Here is a 12903-nt window from a genome sequence, read left to right as displayed (position 1 = left end):
AGGTGTTGACCGGCTCATCGCTTGCCGGCGGCGAGCGCGGTGGCGAGTTCGTCGAGGGCGGCCTGGGCTTCGGAGGGGGCGGTGGTGCCGGAGGCCAGGAAGGCGAAGGCGAGGAGTCGGCCCCGGGTGTCGACGACCGTGCCGGCGAGGGTGTTGACGCCGGTGAGGGTGCCGGTCTTGGCGCGGATGAAGCCGGTACCTCCGGCCTTGGCGGTGTAGCGGCCGCTGAGCGTGCCGCTGAATCCGGCCACCGGGAGGCCGGTGAGGACGGGGCGCAGTTCGGGGTGGGCCGGGTCGGCCGACCGGGCGAGGAGGCCGGCCAGCAGGGCGGCGGTGACCTTGTCCTTGCGGTTGAGTCCGCTGCCGTCGGCGACGTTCACGCCCTTGAGCGGCAGACCTAGCTTCTTCAGCTGGGCGGTGACGGCTCGTCGGCCGCCGTTGAAGTCGGCGGGTTCGCCGGCGGCGACGGCGGTCTGCCGGGCGAGGGCCTCGGCGATGTCGTTGTCGCTGTTGGTCAGGGCCCGTTCGACCAGGCCGGAGAGCGGGGCGGACAGGTGCTTGGCGACGGTACGGGAGGTCTTGGCGGCGCGGCCGGCGGCGGGGGCCGACTTGGTGGTGATCCCGGCGTCGTCCAGGAGTCCGGCGAAGGTGCGGGCGGCGTCCCCGGCCGGGTCCTCGCTGCGCGGGGCTGGGCCGCTGGAGGAGTCGTCCTGGCGGCCCTCGTTCACCATCAGGGCGCTCATCGGAGCGATGTTCTCGTTGGGGCCGATCGGGTGGTGCGAGGGCCCCGCGTAGCCGGAGGTGTCGTAGCGGAGCCGTACGGAGGCGGCCTTGCCGGCCTTGAGGGCGCGGGCGGTGTCGGTGGCGAGGGCGCGCAGGGCGGCCTTGTCGAGGGTGGGGTCGCCGCCGCCGACGAGGGTGACGGTGCGCAGGTCGGCGGAGGCGCGGACGGTGGTGGGGATGCGGTGGGCGGGGCCGAGCGCGCTCAGGGCGGCGACGGTGGTGGCGATCTTGACGGTGGAGGCGGGCGTCATGGGGGCGTCGGCCCCCTTGCCGTAGAGCCGCTTGCCGGTGGCGGTGTCGATGACGACGGCGGCGCGCCGGTCGCCGAGCGCGTCGTTCTTCAGCAGCGGCTCCAGGACGGCGCTCAGGTCGGGCGGACCACCGGCCGGGGCGTCCTGGGTGGCGGTGCCGAGGGCGGCGAGGACCGCGGGGGCGCTGGGGGCAGGGGCGGGGCCCGAGGAGTCGCCGGAGGCGTGATGTGCGCCACCTGTGCTGCTGCGGGCGGCGGCCCAGTCCTGCTCGGCCTTACGCTGACCCGAGTCCCAGGGGCCGGCGGCGAGGACGGCGCCGGCCGCGAGCGCCAGACCGGCGACGGCGGAGACGGCCGTGAACTGCCAGTCGTTCGGCCCGCCCCGTACGCCCAGGCGTCCCGCGAGGGTCCCGCTCGGCCTGCCGGGCGGGTCGATCGACGGTCTTTCCACCGGCTCGGCCACCGTTGACCAGCCCCTTTCGCGAGCACACATCTGCGTGAGGGACACTTAACCACCAGTCGTATGTGTTGATCATGGAGGAGCCACCCGTGGAGTTCGACGTCGTTATCGAGATCCCGAAGGGTTCGCGCAACAAGTACGAGGTGGATCACGAGACCGGCCGGATTCGTCTGGACCGTCGGCTCTTCACCTCGACCAGCTACCCGGCGGACTACGGCTTCGTCGAGAACACCCTCGGCGAGGACGGCGACCCGCTGGACGCGCTGGTCATCCTGGAGGAGCCGACGTTCCCCGGCTGCCTCATCAAGTGCCGCGCGATCGGCATGTTCCGGATGACCGACGAGGCCGGCGGCGACGACAAGCTGCTGTGCGTTCCGGCGTCCGACCCCCGGGTGGAGCACCTGCAGGACATCCAGCACGTGTCGGAGTTCGACCGCCTGGAGATCCAGCACTTCTTCGAGGTCTACAAGGACCTGGAGCCGGGGAAGTCCGTCGAAGGCGCCGACTGGGTCGGCCGCGCCGAGGCCGAGGCCGAGATCGACGCCTCCCGCAAGCGCCTTGAGGCGCAGGGCGGCGCGCACTGACGTTCCGCTTGCGGACCGGGACCACGCGACGGGCGGTACACCTTCACGGGTGTGCCGCCCGTTTCGCGTGAGGTCATGATCCATCGGACCGACCTGTCCCCTTTGAGCGTGTCCATACTGGGCAGGAGCGCAGCCGAGGACGCACAGCCGATGAGGAGCGAGGGCGAGTGGTGGCGGAACCGGACGGGCCCGATGACGAGAAGCCCCAGTCCGACGAGGCGCACAGCGCCTTCTCCCGGCCTGCCGGGACGGACCGTCCCGCGCCGCCGCCGGAGGAGGACCACCCGACGTCGGAATTCGCCCTTCCGGCCGGTCTGACACCCGAGTCGCAGGGTTCGGGCTCCGCCCCGGGTACGGGTTCCGCTTCCGGGCCGGAGACGACCGGTTCGGCGTTCGCCCTGCCGAGCACGTACAGCTTCCGGGACTCCCCGCCGGCGTTCACTCCGGCGCACGGCGTCCCGATGGTCCGGCTGACCAAGGAGGCGCCCTGGCAGGACCGGATGCGCACGATGCTGCGGATGCCGGTCGCCGAGCGCCCGGCGCCGGAGCCGGTCCAGCGGCACGACGAGGCGGGGCCCGCGGTGCCGCGCGTGCTCGACCTGACGCTGCGTATCGGGGAGCTGCTGCTCGCGGGCGGTGAGGGCGCCGAGGACGTCGAGGCGGCGATGTTCGCGGTGACCCGCAGCTACGGTCTGGACCGCTGCGAGCCGACGGTGACGTTCACCCTGCTGTCGATCTCGCACCAGCCGTCGCTGGTGGAGGACCCGGTGACGGCGAGCCGTACGGTACGCCGCCGGGGCACCGACTACACCCGGCTGGCGGCGGTCTTCCGGCTCATCGACGACATCACCACTCCGGAGAGCGAGATCTCGCTCGAGGAGGCATACCGGCGCCTCGCGGAGATCCGGCGCAACCGGCACCCGTACCCCGGCTGGGTGCTCACGCTGGCCGCCGGCGGGCTGGCCGGTGCGGCGTCCGTGCTGGTCGGCGGTGGCCCGCTGGTGTTCGTGATCGCGGCGCTCGGCGCGATGCTCGGCGACCGGCTGGCCTGGCTGTGTGCGGGGCGCGGGCTGCCGGAGTTCTACCAGTTCGTGGTGGCGGCGATGCCGCCCGCCGCGATGGGCGTGGCGCTGACCCTGACCCACTGGTCGGACGTACGGCCCTCGGCGGTGATCACCGGTGGACTGTTCGCGCTGCTGCCGGGGCGGGCGCTGGTGGCGGGCGTGCAGGACGGCCTGACCGGCTACTACATCACGGCCTCGGCGCGGCTCCTGGAGGTCATGTACTTCTTCATCGCCATCGTCACCGGGGTGCTGCTGGCCCTGTACGGGGGGCTTCAGCTGGGCGCGGAGCTGAACCCGGAGGCACGGTTCATCACGCACGACCGGCCGGTGATCCAGATCCTGGCGTCGATGGTGCTGACCCTGTCGTTCGCGATCCTGCTCCAGCAGGAGCGGGCGACGGTGCTCGCGGTGACCCTCAACGGCGGGGTGGCCTGGATCGTCTTCGGGGCGATGGCGCGGACGGGCGGCCTGTCGCCGGTGGCCGCCACGGCGACGGCGGCCGGGCTGGTCGGGCTGTTCGGGCAGTTGTTCTCTCGGTACCGGTACACCTCGTCGCTGCCGTTCATCACGGCCGCGATCGGGCCGCTGCTGCCCGGTTCGGCGACGTACTTCGGTCTGCTGGGCGTCGCGCAGAACGAGCTGGACCGGGGGCTGGCCTCGCTGTCGACCGCGGTGGCGACGGCCCTGGCCATCGCCATCGGGGTGAATCTGGGGAGCGAGATCTCCCGGCTGTTCATGCGGGTGCCGGGCGCGGTCGGCGGGGCGAACCGCCGCGCGGCCAAGCGGACGCGCGGCTTCTGACCGGGTCGGGCCGGCTTCCGGCCCGGCCGGGCGGTGCCGGGGAGGGGGTCAGCGCTTGGCGTGCCGGCCGCGGCGGCCGGCGGCCTGGTCCTGGGGCGGCACCTCGCCGTCACCGAGGGCCGCCTCCTTCTTCGCCTTGCCGCGGGCGCGCAGGAACTCGATGGCGATCGGCACGACCGAGATCAGCACGATCAGGACGAGCATCGCCTCGATGTTCTCGTGCACGAACTCGACGTTGCCGAGGGCCGCGCCGAGCAGCGTCACACCGACGCCCCACAGGACTCCGCCGATGACGTTGAACACGATGAACGAGCGGTAGTTCATCCGGCTGACGCCCGCGATGATCGGGGTGAACGTGCGCACGATGGGCACGAAGCGGGCCAGGATCAGCGACTTCGGGCCGTGCTTCTCGAAGAACTCGTGGGCCTTCTCGACGTTCTCCTGCTTGAACAGGCGTGAGTCGGGCCGGCTGAACAGCGAGGGCCCGACCTTGCGGCCGAAGAGGTACCCCACCTGGTCGCCGATGACCGCCGCCAGCCCGACCAGGACGCAGACCAGCCACAGCGGGGTGTGCAGCTTGTCCGTCGTCACCAGCAGACCCGTGGTGAACAGCAGGGAGTCGCCGGGCAGGAAGAAGCCGATGAGCAGCCCGGACTCGGCGAAGACGATGACCAGCACACCGGCCAGGCCGAACTGACCGATGAGGTAGTCCGGGTCCAGCCAGCTCGGTCCGAGCGCAAGCGTATTCAAGGGTCCGGGCTCCAGGATGAGGTCGATGACGGCTGCGTGGCCGCCCAAAGCTATCAACGCGGCGCGCCGCCTCCGGGTTCCACCGGCCCCTATGGAGATGCACAGGGGATGAACCGGGGCAAAACTCGGTCCCAGGAGGTTCCATCCATGGGTATCGAGGATTACGGCGGCGGCCAGGCGGCCCAGGCCGACGTGCTGGTCGTCACCACGAACGACGTCCCGGGCCACCAGGTGACGCAGGTCATCGGTGAGGTGTTCGGCCTGACGGTCAGGTCCCGTCACCTCGGCAGCCAGATCGGCGCCGGTCTCAAGTCCATGATCGGCGGCGAGCTGAAGGGGCTGACCAAGACGCTCGTCGAGACCCGCAACCAGGCCATGGAACGGCTGGTCGAGCAGGCGAGGGCGCGCGGCGCCAACGCGGTGCTGATGATGCGGTTCGACGTGACCGAGGCGGCGGACGTGGGCACGGAGGTCTGCGCGTACGGCACGGCCGCGGTGATCAGCCGGTCCTGAGCCGGGCGCGCCACGGGGGCGGGGCTCCCCGCCCCCGTGACAGACCCGTACCGCCTACTCCCGGCGCCGCGCGTTGGCGTCGATCGCCTCGCGCAGGTGCTCGGCCAGGCCCGGCCGCATCGACTCGTAGAACGCCTTGAACCGCGGGTCGGCGACGTACATCTCGCCGAGGCACCGGTGCATCTCGTAGCCGCACTCGTAGAACCAGCCCGAGATGTGGAGCCGGTGCTCCTCGGCCATGTCCATGGCTCGCTCACCGGTCGCCGGCTCACCTGCCTCCATCAGCGCCTGGTAGCGCTCGGCCCAGGCGTCGACCTCGGCCTTCATCCGCTGCCAGTCCTCCTTGGTGTAGCGGGCGGCCCGGCGCTGCGACTCGGCGTAGCTGTCGGTGCCGCTCCAGCGGCGCTCGGCCTCCTCGGCGTACTGCTCCGGGTCCTTGTCCCCGAAGACCTCGAACTTCTCCTCGGGCGTGAGGTTGATGCCCATCCTGCGTGCCTCCATAGCTGTCTCGACGGCGGCGGCCATCCGCTGGAGTTCGGCGATCCGGTGCGACAGCAGCGCGTGCTGCCTGCGCAGGTGCTTCTGCGGGTCCGCGTCCGGGTCGTCGAGCAGGGCCTCGATCTCGTCGAGCGGGAAGCCGAGCTCCCGGTAGAACAGGATCTGCTGCAACCGGTCGAGGTCGGCGTCGTTGTAGCGCCGGTGGCCCGCGTGGCTGCGCCCGCTCGGTGAGAGCAGGCCGATGGAGTCGTAGTGGTGCAGCGTGCGCACCGTGACCCCGGCGAATCCGGCGACCTGTCCCACGGAGTGCTCCATGGCTCCCCGCTCCTTCCTGTGTGGGTACGTGTCCGAGCCTGGGTCCTGACGTCGCGTGAGGTGCAAGCCGGACGGCGGGCGCGCACCGCACCTTTTGGAGTCTTCTGCGGCTTTTGCGTCGCTATGGTGTGCGCGTGTCCACCGATACCGCCGTCGCCGCCGAGCCGGCCCCCGCGCGGCGGCTGCTCGCGCTCATCGTGCCCGCCCTGGCCGTCGGCGTGGTCTCGGCGCTCGTGCTGCTCGGCGTCAGCCTGCTCGCGGAGAAGTTGCAGGACGTGCTCTGGGAGACGCTGCCCGACGCGCTTTCGGTCGGGCGGTACTCCTCGCTGTGGATGATCGTGATGCTCACCGCGACCGGCCTGGTGACCGGTCTGGCCATCCGGGCGGTACCCGGGCGCGCCGGTCCGGACCCGGCGACCATGGGACTGGTCGACCCGCCGCTGCCGCCGCATGTGGTCCCGGGGCTCATGGTGGTGACCGTCCTGGCGCTGGCGGGCGGGGTCAGCCTGGGCCCGGAGAACCCGATCACCGCCGCCAACATCGCGCTGGCCGCCTGGGCCGGCCGCCGCCTCGCGCCCGGCGCGCCCGGTGAGCTGTGGCTCGCGCTCGCCGTCGCCGGCACCATCGGCGCGCTGTTCGGCACCCCGGTGGCCGCCGCGCTGATCCTCACCGAGTCGCTGGCCACCGCCCCCGGCCGGGGCGCGCTCTGGGACAAGCTGTTCGCACCGCTCGCGGCCGGCGCCGCCGGGTCCCTCACCATGACGCTGGCCGCCCACCCCAGCTTCGACCTGTCCCTGCCCGCGTACGGGCCCCCGCACTGGGGCGACCTGCTCGCCGCCCTCGTGATCGCGTCCGCCGGAGCGGTGCTCGGCCTCGCGGCGGTGTACGCCTTCCCGCTGGCGCACCGCGCCTTCCGGGCCCTGCCGTACCCCGTCCTGGCGCTGGCCCTGGGCGGGCTGCTGCTCGGCCTGCTCGGGGCGCTGGGCGGGCATCTCACCCTGTTCAAGGGGCTGGACGAGGTGAAGACGATCGCCGCCGACCCGGACGGGCGGTCGGCCGCCGGTTTCGGGGCGATGGCCGTGGTGAAGACGGCGGCCCTGGTGATCGCGGCGACCTGCGGCTTCCGGGGCGGCCGGATCTTCCCCGCGGTGTTCACCGGCGTCGCGCTCGGCCTGTGCGCGCACGCGCTCGTCGACGCGGTGCCGGTGGCGCTCGCGGTGACCTGCTCGGTCCTCGGCGTCCTGCTGGCCGTCACCGGGCAGGGATGGCTGAGCCTGTTCACAGCGGCGGCGCTGGCCGCCGACATGTCCCTGCTGCCGGTGCTGTGCGTGGCCTCGCTGCCCGCCTGGCTGCTGGTGACGGGGCGCCCGCAGATGCAGCTGCGCGAGGACGGTACGGCGCTGCGCTGAACCGGACGGCCCCGCACCGGTGGCGGCGCCCGCCACCGTCCGTATCGTCGGATTCGTCCGGCCTCGCGGGCGCGAGCCGAGAAGGGCAGGTCTGCGATGCCGCTCCACCAGGGCTCCTCGCACAGCGAGGAACCGTCCTCCGAGCAGCGCAGGCTCGCGCTGAACCCCTTCTACGGGGTGGCCGACCCGGTCGCCGGCATGGAGGCGGCCCCGCCCCGGCACCGCCTGCCCGACAGGCCGCTGCCGCCGACCACGGCGTACGGACTGGTCCACGACGAGCTGATGCTCGACGGCAACGCACGGCTCAACCTCGCCACCTTCGTCACCACGTGGATGGAGCCCGAGGCCGGGGTGCTGATGGGCGAGTGCCTCGACAAGAACATGATCGACAAGGACGAGTACCCGCGCACCGCCGAACTGGAACGGCGCTGTGTGTCGATGCTCGCCGACCTCTGGCACGCCCCCGACCCCTCGACGGCCATGGGCTGCTCCACCACCGGGTCGAGCGAGGCGTGCATGCTCGCCGCGCTGGCCCTCAAACGGCGCTGGTCGGCCAAGAACGCCGACCGCTACCCGGCGACCGCCCGGCCCAACCTCGTCATGGGCGTCAACGTCCAGGTCTGCTGGGACAAGTTCTGCACGTTCTGGGAGGTCGAGCCGCGCCTCGTGCCCATGGAGGGCGACCGCTTCCACCTGGACCCGCAGGCCGCCGTCGAGCTCTGCGACGAGAACACCATCGGTGTGGTCGGCGTCCTCGGCTCCACCTTCGACGGCAGCTACGAGCCCGTCAAGGAGCTGTGCGAGGCGCTGGACGCCCTCCAGGAGCGCACCGGCCTCGACATCCCCGTGCACGTGGACGGGGCCTCCGGGGCGATGGTGGCGCCGTTCCTGGACGAGGACCTGGTGTGGGACTTCCGGCTCCCCCGGGTGGCCTCCATCAACACCTCGGGCCACAAGTACGGCCTGGTCTACCCGGGCGTCGGCTGGGTGCTGTGGCGCTCGCCCGGCGATCTGCCCGAGGAGCTGGTCTTCCGGGTGAACTACCTGGGCGGCGACATGCCCACCTTCGCGCTGAACTTCTCCCGGCCCGGCGCCCAGGTCGTGGCGCAGTACTACACGTTCCTGCGGCTGGGCCGGCAGGGCTACCGGGCCGTGCAGCAGGCGGCCAGGGACGTGGCGTCCGGGCTGGCCGCGAAGATCGAGGAGCTGGGCGACTTCCGGCTGCTCACCCGGGGCGACCAGCTGCCCGTCTTCGCGCTGACCACCAGGCCGGAGGTGACGGCGTACGACGTCTTCGACGTGTCGCGGCGGCTGCGCGAACGGGGCTGGCTGGTGCCCGCGTACACCTTCCCCGCCAACCGGGAGGACCTGTCGGTGCTGCGGATCGTGTGCCGCAACGGCTTCTCCTCGGACCTGGCGGAACTGCTGCTGGAGGACCTGCGGCTGCTGCTGCCCGAACTGCGCGCCCAGCCGCACCCGCTCACCCGGAACGAGAACGCGGCGACCTCGTTCCACCACTGAGGCCGCCGCCGGCTCAGCGGGCGTCCCCCGGGTCCGGTACGCCGGTCGCGTACGGGTTCTCATCGCCCTCGGCGAGCACCCCCACGAACGGCTCGCCCTCGCCCGCGAAGACGTACGCCCCGCCCTCGATCCGCTCGATCAGGCCCCGCGTCCACTCCGCGCCGGCGTCCGCCGAGTGGATCCACATGTTCATGATCTCGCCGATGTGACCGGCCGCCCCGGGCGCGTAGCGCTCGGCGACATCGGCCCGCCAGGCCGCCAGGTGCGCCACCCGCTCCCGCAGCAGCGCCACCGCCTCGGAGCGCTCCAGGTCCACGATGAAGCCGATGCCCGCCGAGAGCACGTCCATCTTCTGGTCGTACGAGGTCAGCGAGGCGCGCAGCAGGGCGAGGTACTCCTCGGTGCCCCGCTCGGTGATCTCGTACTCGATGCGCGGCGGGCCGCCCGCGGTGCTCGGCGCCACCTCGTGGGCGAGCAGCATGTCCTGCTTCGCCAGCTGCTTCAGCGCGTGGTAGACGGAGCCGGGCTTGGCGTTGGACCACTCGTGGGCGCCCCAGAACTCCAGGTCGTTGCGGACCTGGTAGCCGTGGGCCCGGCCGTGCCGGCGCACGGCGCCGAGGACCAGCAGCCGGATCGCGGACATGCCCTCCACCTCTCTGGTCAACTCGACCAGCGTAGCGGGACCGTGCCCTCGGGTGTTTGAGGAGGTCAGAAGGGGAAGACGCTGCGGCCGTGCTGGACGGAGATCCACTTCTGGGTGGTGAACGCCTCGATGGCCGCGTCCCCGTTGAGCCGGCCGAGGCCCGAGTCCTTCTCGCCGCCGAAGGCGATGCCGGGGTCGTCCTGGACGGTGGAGTCGTTGACGTGGAACATCCCGCTGCGCACCCGCTGGGCGAACGCCACACCGCGCTCGGCGCTCGCGGTGTGCACGGCGCCGCTGAGCCCGTACGGGCTGTCGTTGACGATCCGCACCGCGTCGTCCTCGCCGTCGAACGGCACCAGCAGCGCCACCGGACCGAAGATCTCCTGCGTGAGCAGCGGGGAGTCCTCGGGCAGCCCGGTGAGCACGGTCGGCTCGACCAGGTTGCCGCGCACCCGTCCGCGTACCGGCGCCTGCGCGCCCTCGGCGAGCGCCTGGTCGACCAGGGCGGCCAGCGAGTCGGCGTGGAAGGTGTTGATGACCGGGCCGATGCAGGTGTCCGGCTCGCGCGGGTCGCCGGTCTTGAGGGCGGCCACCCGGGCGCCGAACTTCTCGGTGAACTCCGCGGCCACCGGGCGGTCCACCAGGATGCGGTTGGCGGCCATGCAGACCTGGCCCTGGTGGACGAAGCGGCTGTGCACGGCGGCGTCGACCGCGTAGTCGACGTCGGCGTCGGCCAGGACCACCAGGGCGCTGTTGCCGCTGAGTTCGAGGATGGTGCGCTTGAAGAGGCCGCCCGCCGTGGCCGCGACGTGGCGGCCCACCCGGTCCGAGCCGGTGAAGGAGATCACCTTGGGGACGGGGTGCTCGATGAAGGCGTCGCCTATCTCGGCGATGTCGGTGACGACCACGTTGAGGAGACCGGCCGGCAGCCCGGCCTCCGCGAAGACCTTGGCGATCAGGCCGCCGCCGACGACGGGGGCGTTCTGGTTGGGCTTGACGACGACCGCGTTGCCGAGCGCCAGCGCGGGCGCGACCGACTTCATGGTCACCAGGAACGGGAAGTTGAACGGGCCGATGACGCCGACCACTCCTACGGGCAGGCGGTAGAGGCGGTTCTCCTTGCCGTCCACCGCCGAGGGGAGGATGCGGCCGTCCGGGGACAGCGCCTGCCGGGCCGCCTCGCGCAGGAAGTCCTGGGCGAGGGCGAGTTCGTACTCGGCCTTGGAGCGGGTGCTGCCCAGCTCGTCGATGATCGCCTCGACGATCTCGCCGGCCAGCTCCTCGGTGGCTCGCAGCGCACGGTCCAGGGCGTCGCGCCGACGGTAGGGGCTCGCGGTGGCCCACTCGCCCTGGGCGCGCTCGGCGGCGCGGTAGGCGCGGTCCACCTCGGCGACCGTGGCGATGGTGATCGCGGCGAGCTTCTCCCCGTTGTAGGGGTTGAAATCGATGATGTCCCAGGAGCCGGTACCCGTCCGCCATTCACCGTCGATGTACTGGTCGGCCAGCTCGTGGAAGAAGGACATGCGATCCCTTAACTCAGGTGCAGACTCCTGTGGGAGCGCCATCCTACTGAAATTTCAGGAGAGTTGGAGAAGCCCTCGAAGCAGGTCACGGCTCTCTTCGGGGCCCGGGCTTTCGTCGTGGAGCCGCGTCATCGCCTTTTCGTACTGGGCGACTTCTTCTTCCTTGTCCAGATAGAGCGCACTTGTCAGCTGCTCCAAATAGACGATGTCCGACAGATCGGATTCCGGGAATCGCAGCATCGTAAAGGAACCGCTCTCGCCGGCATGCCCGCCGAAACTGAACGGCACCACCTGGAGCGTGATGTTCGGCTGCTCCGACATATCGATCAGATGCCGCAATTGCGCACGCATCACTTCACGTCCGCCGTAGGGGCGGCGCAGCGCCGCCTCGTCCAGTACGGCGTGGAAGCGGGGCGCCCGTTCGGAGACGAGCACCTTCTGCCGTTCCAGGCGCAGGGCGACCCGGCGCTCGATCTCGGCGGCGGGGGCACCGCGCATGCCTCGCGAGACGACCGCGTGGGCGTAGTCCTCGGTCTGCAACAGCCCGTGCACGAACTGGACTTCGTAGATCCTGATGAGCGAGGCCGCACCCTCCAGACCGACGTACGTCTGGAACCAGCCGGGCAGCACGTCGCCGTAACTGTGCCACCAGCCCGCCACATTGGCCTCACGGGCCAGGCCGAGCAGGGAGTCGCGCTCCGCCTCGTCCGTGACGCCGTAGAGCGTGAGCAGATCCTCGACGTCCCTGGCCTTGAAGCTCACCCGTCCCAACTCCATGCGGCTGATCTTCGATTCGGAGGCCCGGATCGAGTAGCCGGCCGCCTCACGCGTGATACCGCGCGAGTCGCGCAGTCTCCTGAGCTGGGAGCCCAGCAGGATGCGCCGCACCACGGACCCACTCGACTCGCCTGCCGCCACTGGTCCAGCCCTCCCCATCGCTTCCCTGGCACCGGGGCTCCCCCTGAACCCCAAGTGCCGGATTCTGCCATCAAAACGCTTCAGCCCGTACTCATTCGATTACGCAAAGGGAAAGACTTCCGCAAGACGGCAGAACTGCTGGTGGGAAGAAATGAGCAAGAACCGGCACGGGAGCGGACAGGTCCGGCGCGTGCACGTGCATCTGCCCTTGCATCTGCCCTGCGCATTCGGAAGCATGGAGCCCGCGCACCTGCGTGCTCGTTCGTGTTGTTGTGCCGCTGTACCCGTGTACGCAGTACCGATACAGCCGCGATTCCCGGGAGTGCCTCGCATGGGGACGAATGGATCGACGATGCTCGAGCCGTTACGGCAGGGGCTTCCCCCCATCGATCCCTCAGCCGTCTCCGGATCGGCCACCTGCACACTGCCCGCCCGCTACGAAGCGGTCGGCGGGGCCAGGCAGTTCACCCGGGCGACCCTGGGGGGCTGGGGTCTGAGCGAGCGCTTCGACGACGTCGCGCTGGTCGTCTCCGAACTGGTCACCAACGCCCTGCGGCACGCACTGCCGGCCGACACCCCGCGCGAGTCCCAGGACCCGCCCGTGCGGCTGCACCTGATGCGCTGGACCTCCCGGCTGGTGTGCGCGGTGCGCGACCCGAGCCACGCGAGTCCGGTCGCCTCCGAGGCCGCCGACTCGGCGGAGTCGGGCCGGGGCCTGTTCCTCGTGGAGTCCTTCAGCGACTGCTGGGGCTGGCACCCCTCGCCCGTACTGAGTACGGAGAGCGTGCCGTACACGGGCAGCCCGCGCGGCAAGGTCGTCTGGGCGCTGTTCCGGCTGACCGATCCGGTGTGACGCGCCGCCACGTCACGT

12 protein-coding genes are annotated in these 12903 nt (G+C 71.4%); 6 read left to right on the top strand and 6 right to left on the bottom strand.

Going from position 1 to position 12903, the window contains the following annotated elements:
- Positions 1-14: 14 nt before the first annotated feature.
- Positions 15-1496, bottom strand: coding sequence for a D-alanyl-D-alanine carboxypeptidase/D-alanyl-D-alanine-endopeptidase (gene dacB / locus E6R18_RS01280; RefSeq protein ID WP_136314928.1), 1482 nt, complete (start codon positions 1494-1496; stop codon positions 15-17).
- Between the two features lie 86 nt (positions 1497-1582).
- On the opposite strand from dacB, the gene E6R18_RS01275 reads away from it, so the two are divergent.
- Entirely contained in the window at positions 1583-2077 is a 495-nt protein-coding gene (locus tag E6R18_RS01275) for an inorganic diphosphatase (protein WP_111330089.1), read from the top strand.
- 167 nt (positions 2078-2244) lie between these two features.
- A complete protein-coding gene (locus tag E6R18_RS01270) occupies positions 2245-3942 on the top strand; it encodes a threonine/serine exporter family protein (RefSeq protein ID WP_136314927.1) in 1698 nt (565 codons plus the stop codon).
- 48 nt (positions 3943-3990) lie between these two features.
- Here E6R18_RS01270 and E6R18_RS01265 read toward each other — a convergent pair whose 3' ends face one another.
- Entirely contained in the window at positions 3991-4692 is a 702-nt protein-coding gene (locus tag E6R18_RS01265) for a VTT domain-containing protein (RefSeq protein WP_136314926.1), read from the bottom strand.
- Between the two features lie 147 nt (positions 4693-4839).
- On the opposite strand from E6R18_RS01265, the gene E6R18_RS01260 reads away from it, so the two are divergent.
- Positions 4840-5205, top strand: coding sequence for a YbjQ family protein (locus E6R18_RS01260; protein WP_018551195.1), 366 nt, complete (start codon positions 4840-4842; stop codon positions 5203-5205).
- A gap of 54 nt (positions 5206-5259) precedes the next feature.
- Here the strand turns inward: E6R18_RS01260 and E6R18_RS01255 are convergent, their stop codons facing one another.
- Positions 5260-6018, bottom strand: a complete 759-nt coding sequence (locus E6R18_RS01255) for a MerR family transcriptional regulator (RefSeq protein ID WP_136314925.1) — start codon at positions 6016-6018, stop codon at positions 5260-5262.
- A gap of 134 nt (positions 6019-6152) precedes the next feature.
- On the opposite strand from E6R18_RS01255, the gene E6R18_RS01250 reads away from it, so the two are divergent.
- Positions 6153-7427 (top strand): ion channel protein, encoded by a 1275-nt coding sequence (locus tag E6R18_RS01250; protein WP_136314924.1) that lies wholly within the window; start codon positions 6153-6155, stop codon positions 7425-7427.
- A 96-nt stretch (positions 7428-7523) separates the two neighbouring features.
- Positions 7524-8948 (top strand): glutamate decarboxylase, encoded by a 1425-nt coding sequence (locus tag E6R18_RS01245; protein WP_136314923.1) that lies wholly within the window; start codon positions 7524-7526, stop codon positions 8946-8948.
- A gap of 13 nt (positions 8949-8961) precedes the next feature.
- Here E6R18_RS01245 and E6R18_RS01240 read toward each other — a convergent pair whose 3' ends face one another.
- The 3 genes from E6R18_RS01240 to E6R18_RS01230 all read right to left on the bottom strand — a co-directional run bounded on the left by E6R18_RS01240 (position 8962) and on the right by E6R18_RS01230 (position 12050).
- Positions 8962-9591: a PadR family transcriptional regulator gene (locus tag E6R18_RS01240; RefSeq protein ID WP_136314982.1), complete on the bottom strand. Its 630-nt coding sequence runs from the start codon at positions 9589-9591 to the stop codon at positions 8962-8964.
- Between the two features lie 65 nt (positions 9592-9656).
- Positions 9657-11114, bottom strand: a complete 1458-nt coding sequence (locus E6R18_RS01235) for an aldehyde dehydrogenase family protein (protein WP_136314922.1) — start codon at positions 11112-11114, stop codon at positions 9657-9659.
- 54 nt (positions 11115-11168) lie between these two features.
- Positions 11169-12050, bottom strand: a complete 882-nt coding sequence (locus E6R18_RS01230; protein ID WP_136314921.1) for a helix-turn-helix transcriptional regulator — start codon at positions 12048-12050, stop codon at positions 11169-11171.
- A gap of 334 nt (positions 12051-12384) precedes the next feature.
- On the opposite strand from E6R18_RS01230, the gene E6R18_RS01225 reads away from it, so the two are divergent.
- Positions 12385-12885 (top strand): ATP-binding protein, encoded by a 501-nt coding sequence (locus E6R18_RS01225; protein WP_136314981.1) that lies wholly within the window; start codon positions 12385-12387, stop codon positions 12883-12885.
- The last annotated feature ends 18 nt before the right edge of the window (positions 12886-12903 follow it).

The sequence above is a fragment of the Streptomyces sp. A1277 genome (assembly GCF_004795015.1).
Lineage (GTDB): Bacteria > Actinomycetota > Actinomycetes > Streptomycetales > Streptomycetaceae > Streptomyces.
This window is presented reverse-complemented; position numbering and strand designations above follow the sequence as displayed.

Coding starts and splice junctions, on each gene's coding strand:
- E6R18_RS01225 (WP_136314981.1), top strand. CDS start 12,385: ATGCTCGAGCCGTTACGGCAGGGGCTTCCCCCCATCGATCCCTCAGCC.
- E6R18_RS01240 (WP_136314982.1), bottom strand. CDS start 9,591: ATGTCCGCGATCCGGCTGCTGGTCCTCGGCGCCGTGCGCCGGCACGGC.
- E6R18_RS01255 (WP_136314925.1), bottom strand. CDS start 6,018: ATGGAGCACTCCGTGGGACAGGTCGCCGGATTCGCCGGGGTCACGGTG.
- E6R18_RS01230 (WP_136314921.1), bottom strand. CDS start 12,050: ATGGGGAGGGCTGGACCAGTGGCGGCAGGCGAGTCGAGTGGGTCCGTG.
- E6R18_RS01235 (WP_136314922.1), bottom strand. CDS start 11,114: ATGTCCTTCTTCCACGAGCTGGCCGACCAGTACATCGACGGTGAATGG.
- E6R18_RS01260 (WP_018551195.1), top strand. CDS start 4,840: ATGGGTATCGAGGATTACGGCGGCGGCCAGGCGGCCCAGGCCGACGTG.
- E6R18_RS01245 (WP_136314923.1), top strand. CDS start 7,524: ATGCCGCTCCACCAGGGCTCCTCGCACAGCGAGGAACCGTCCTCCGAG.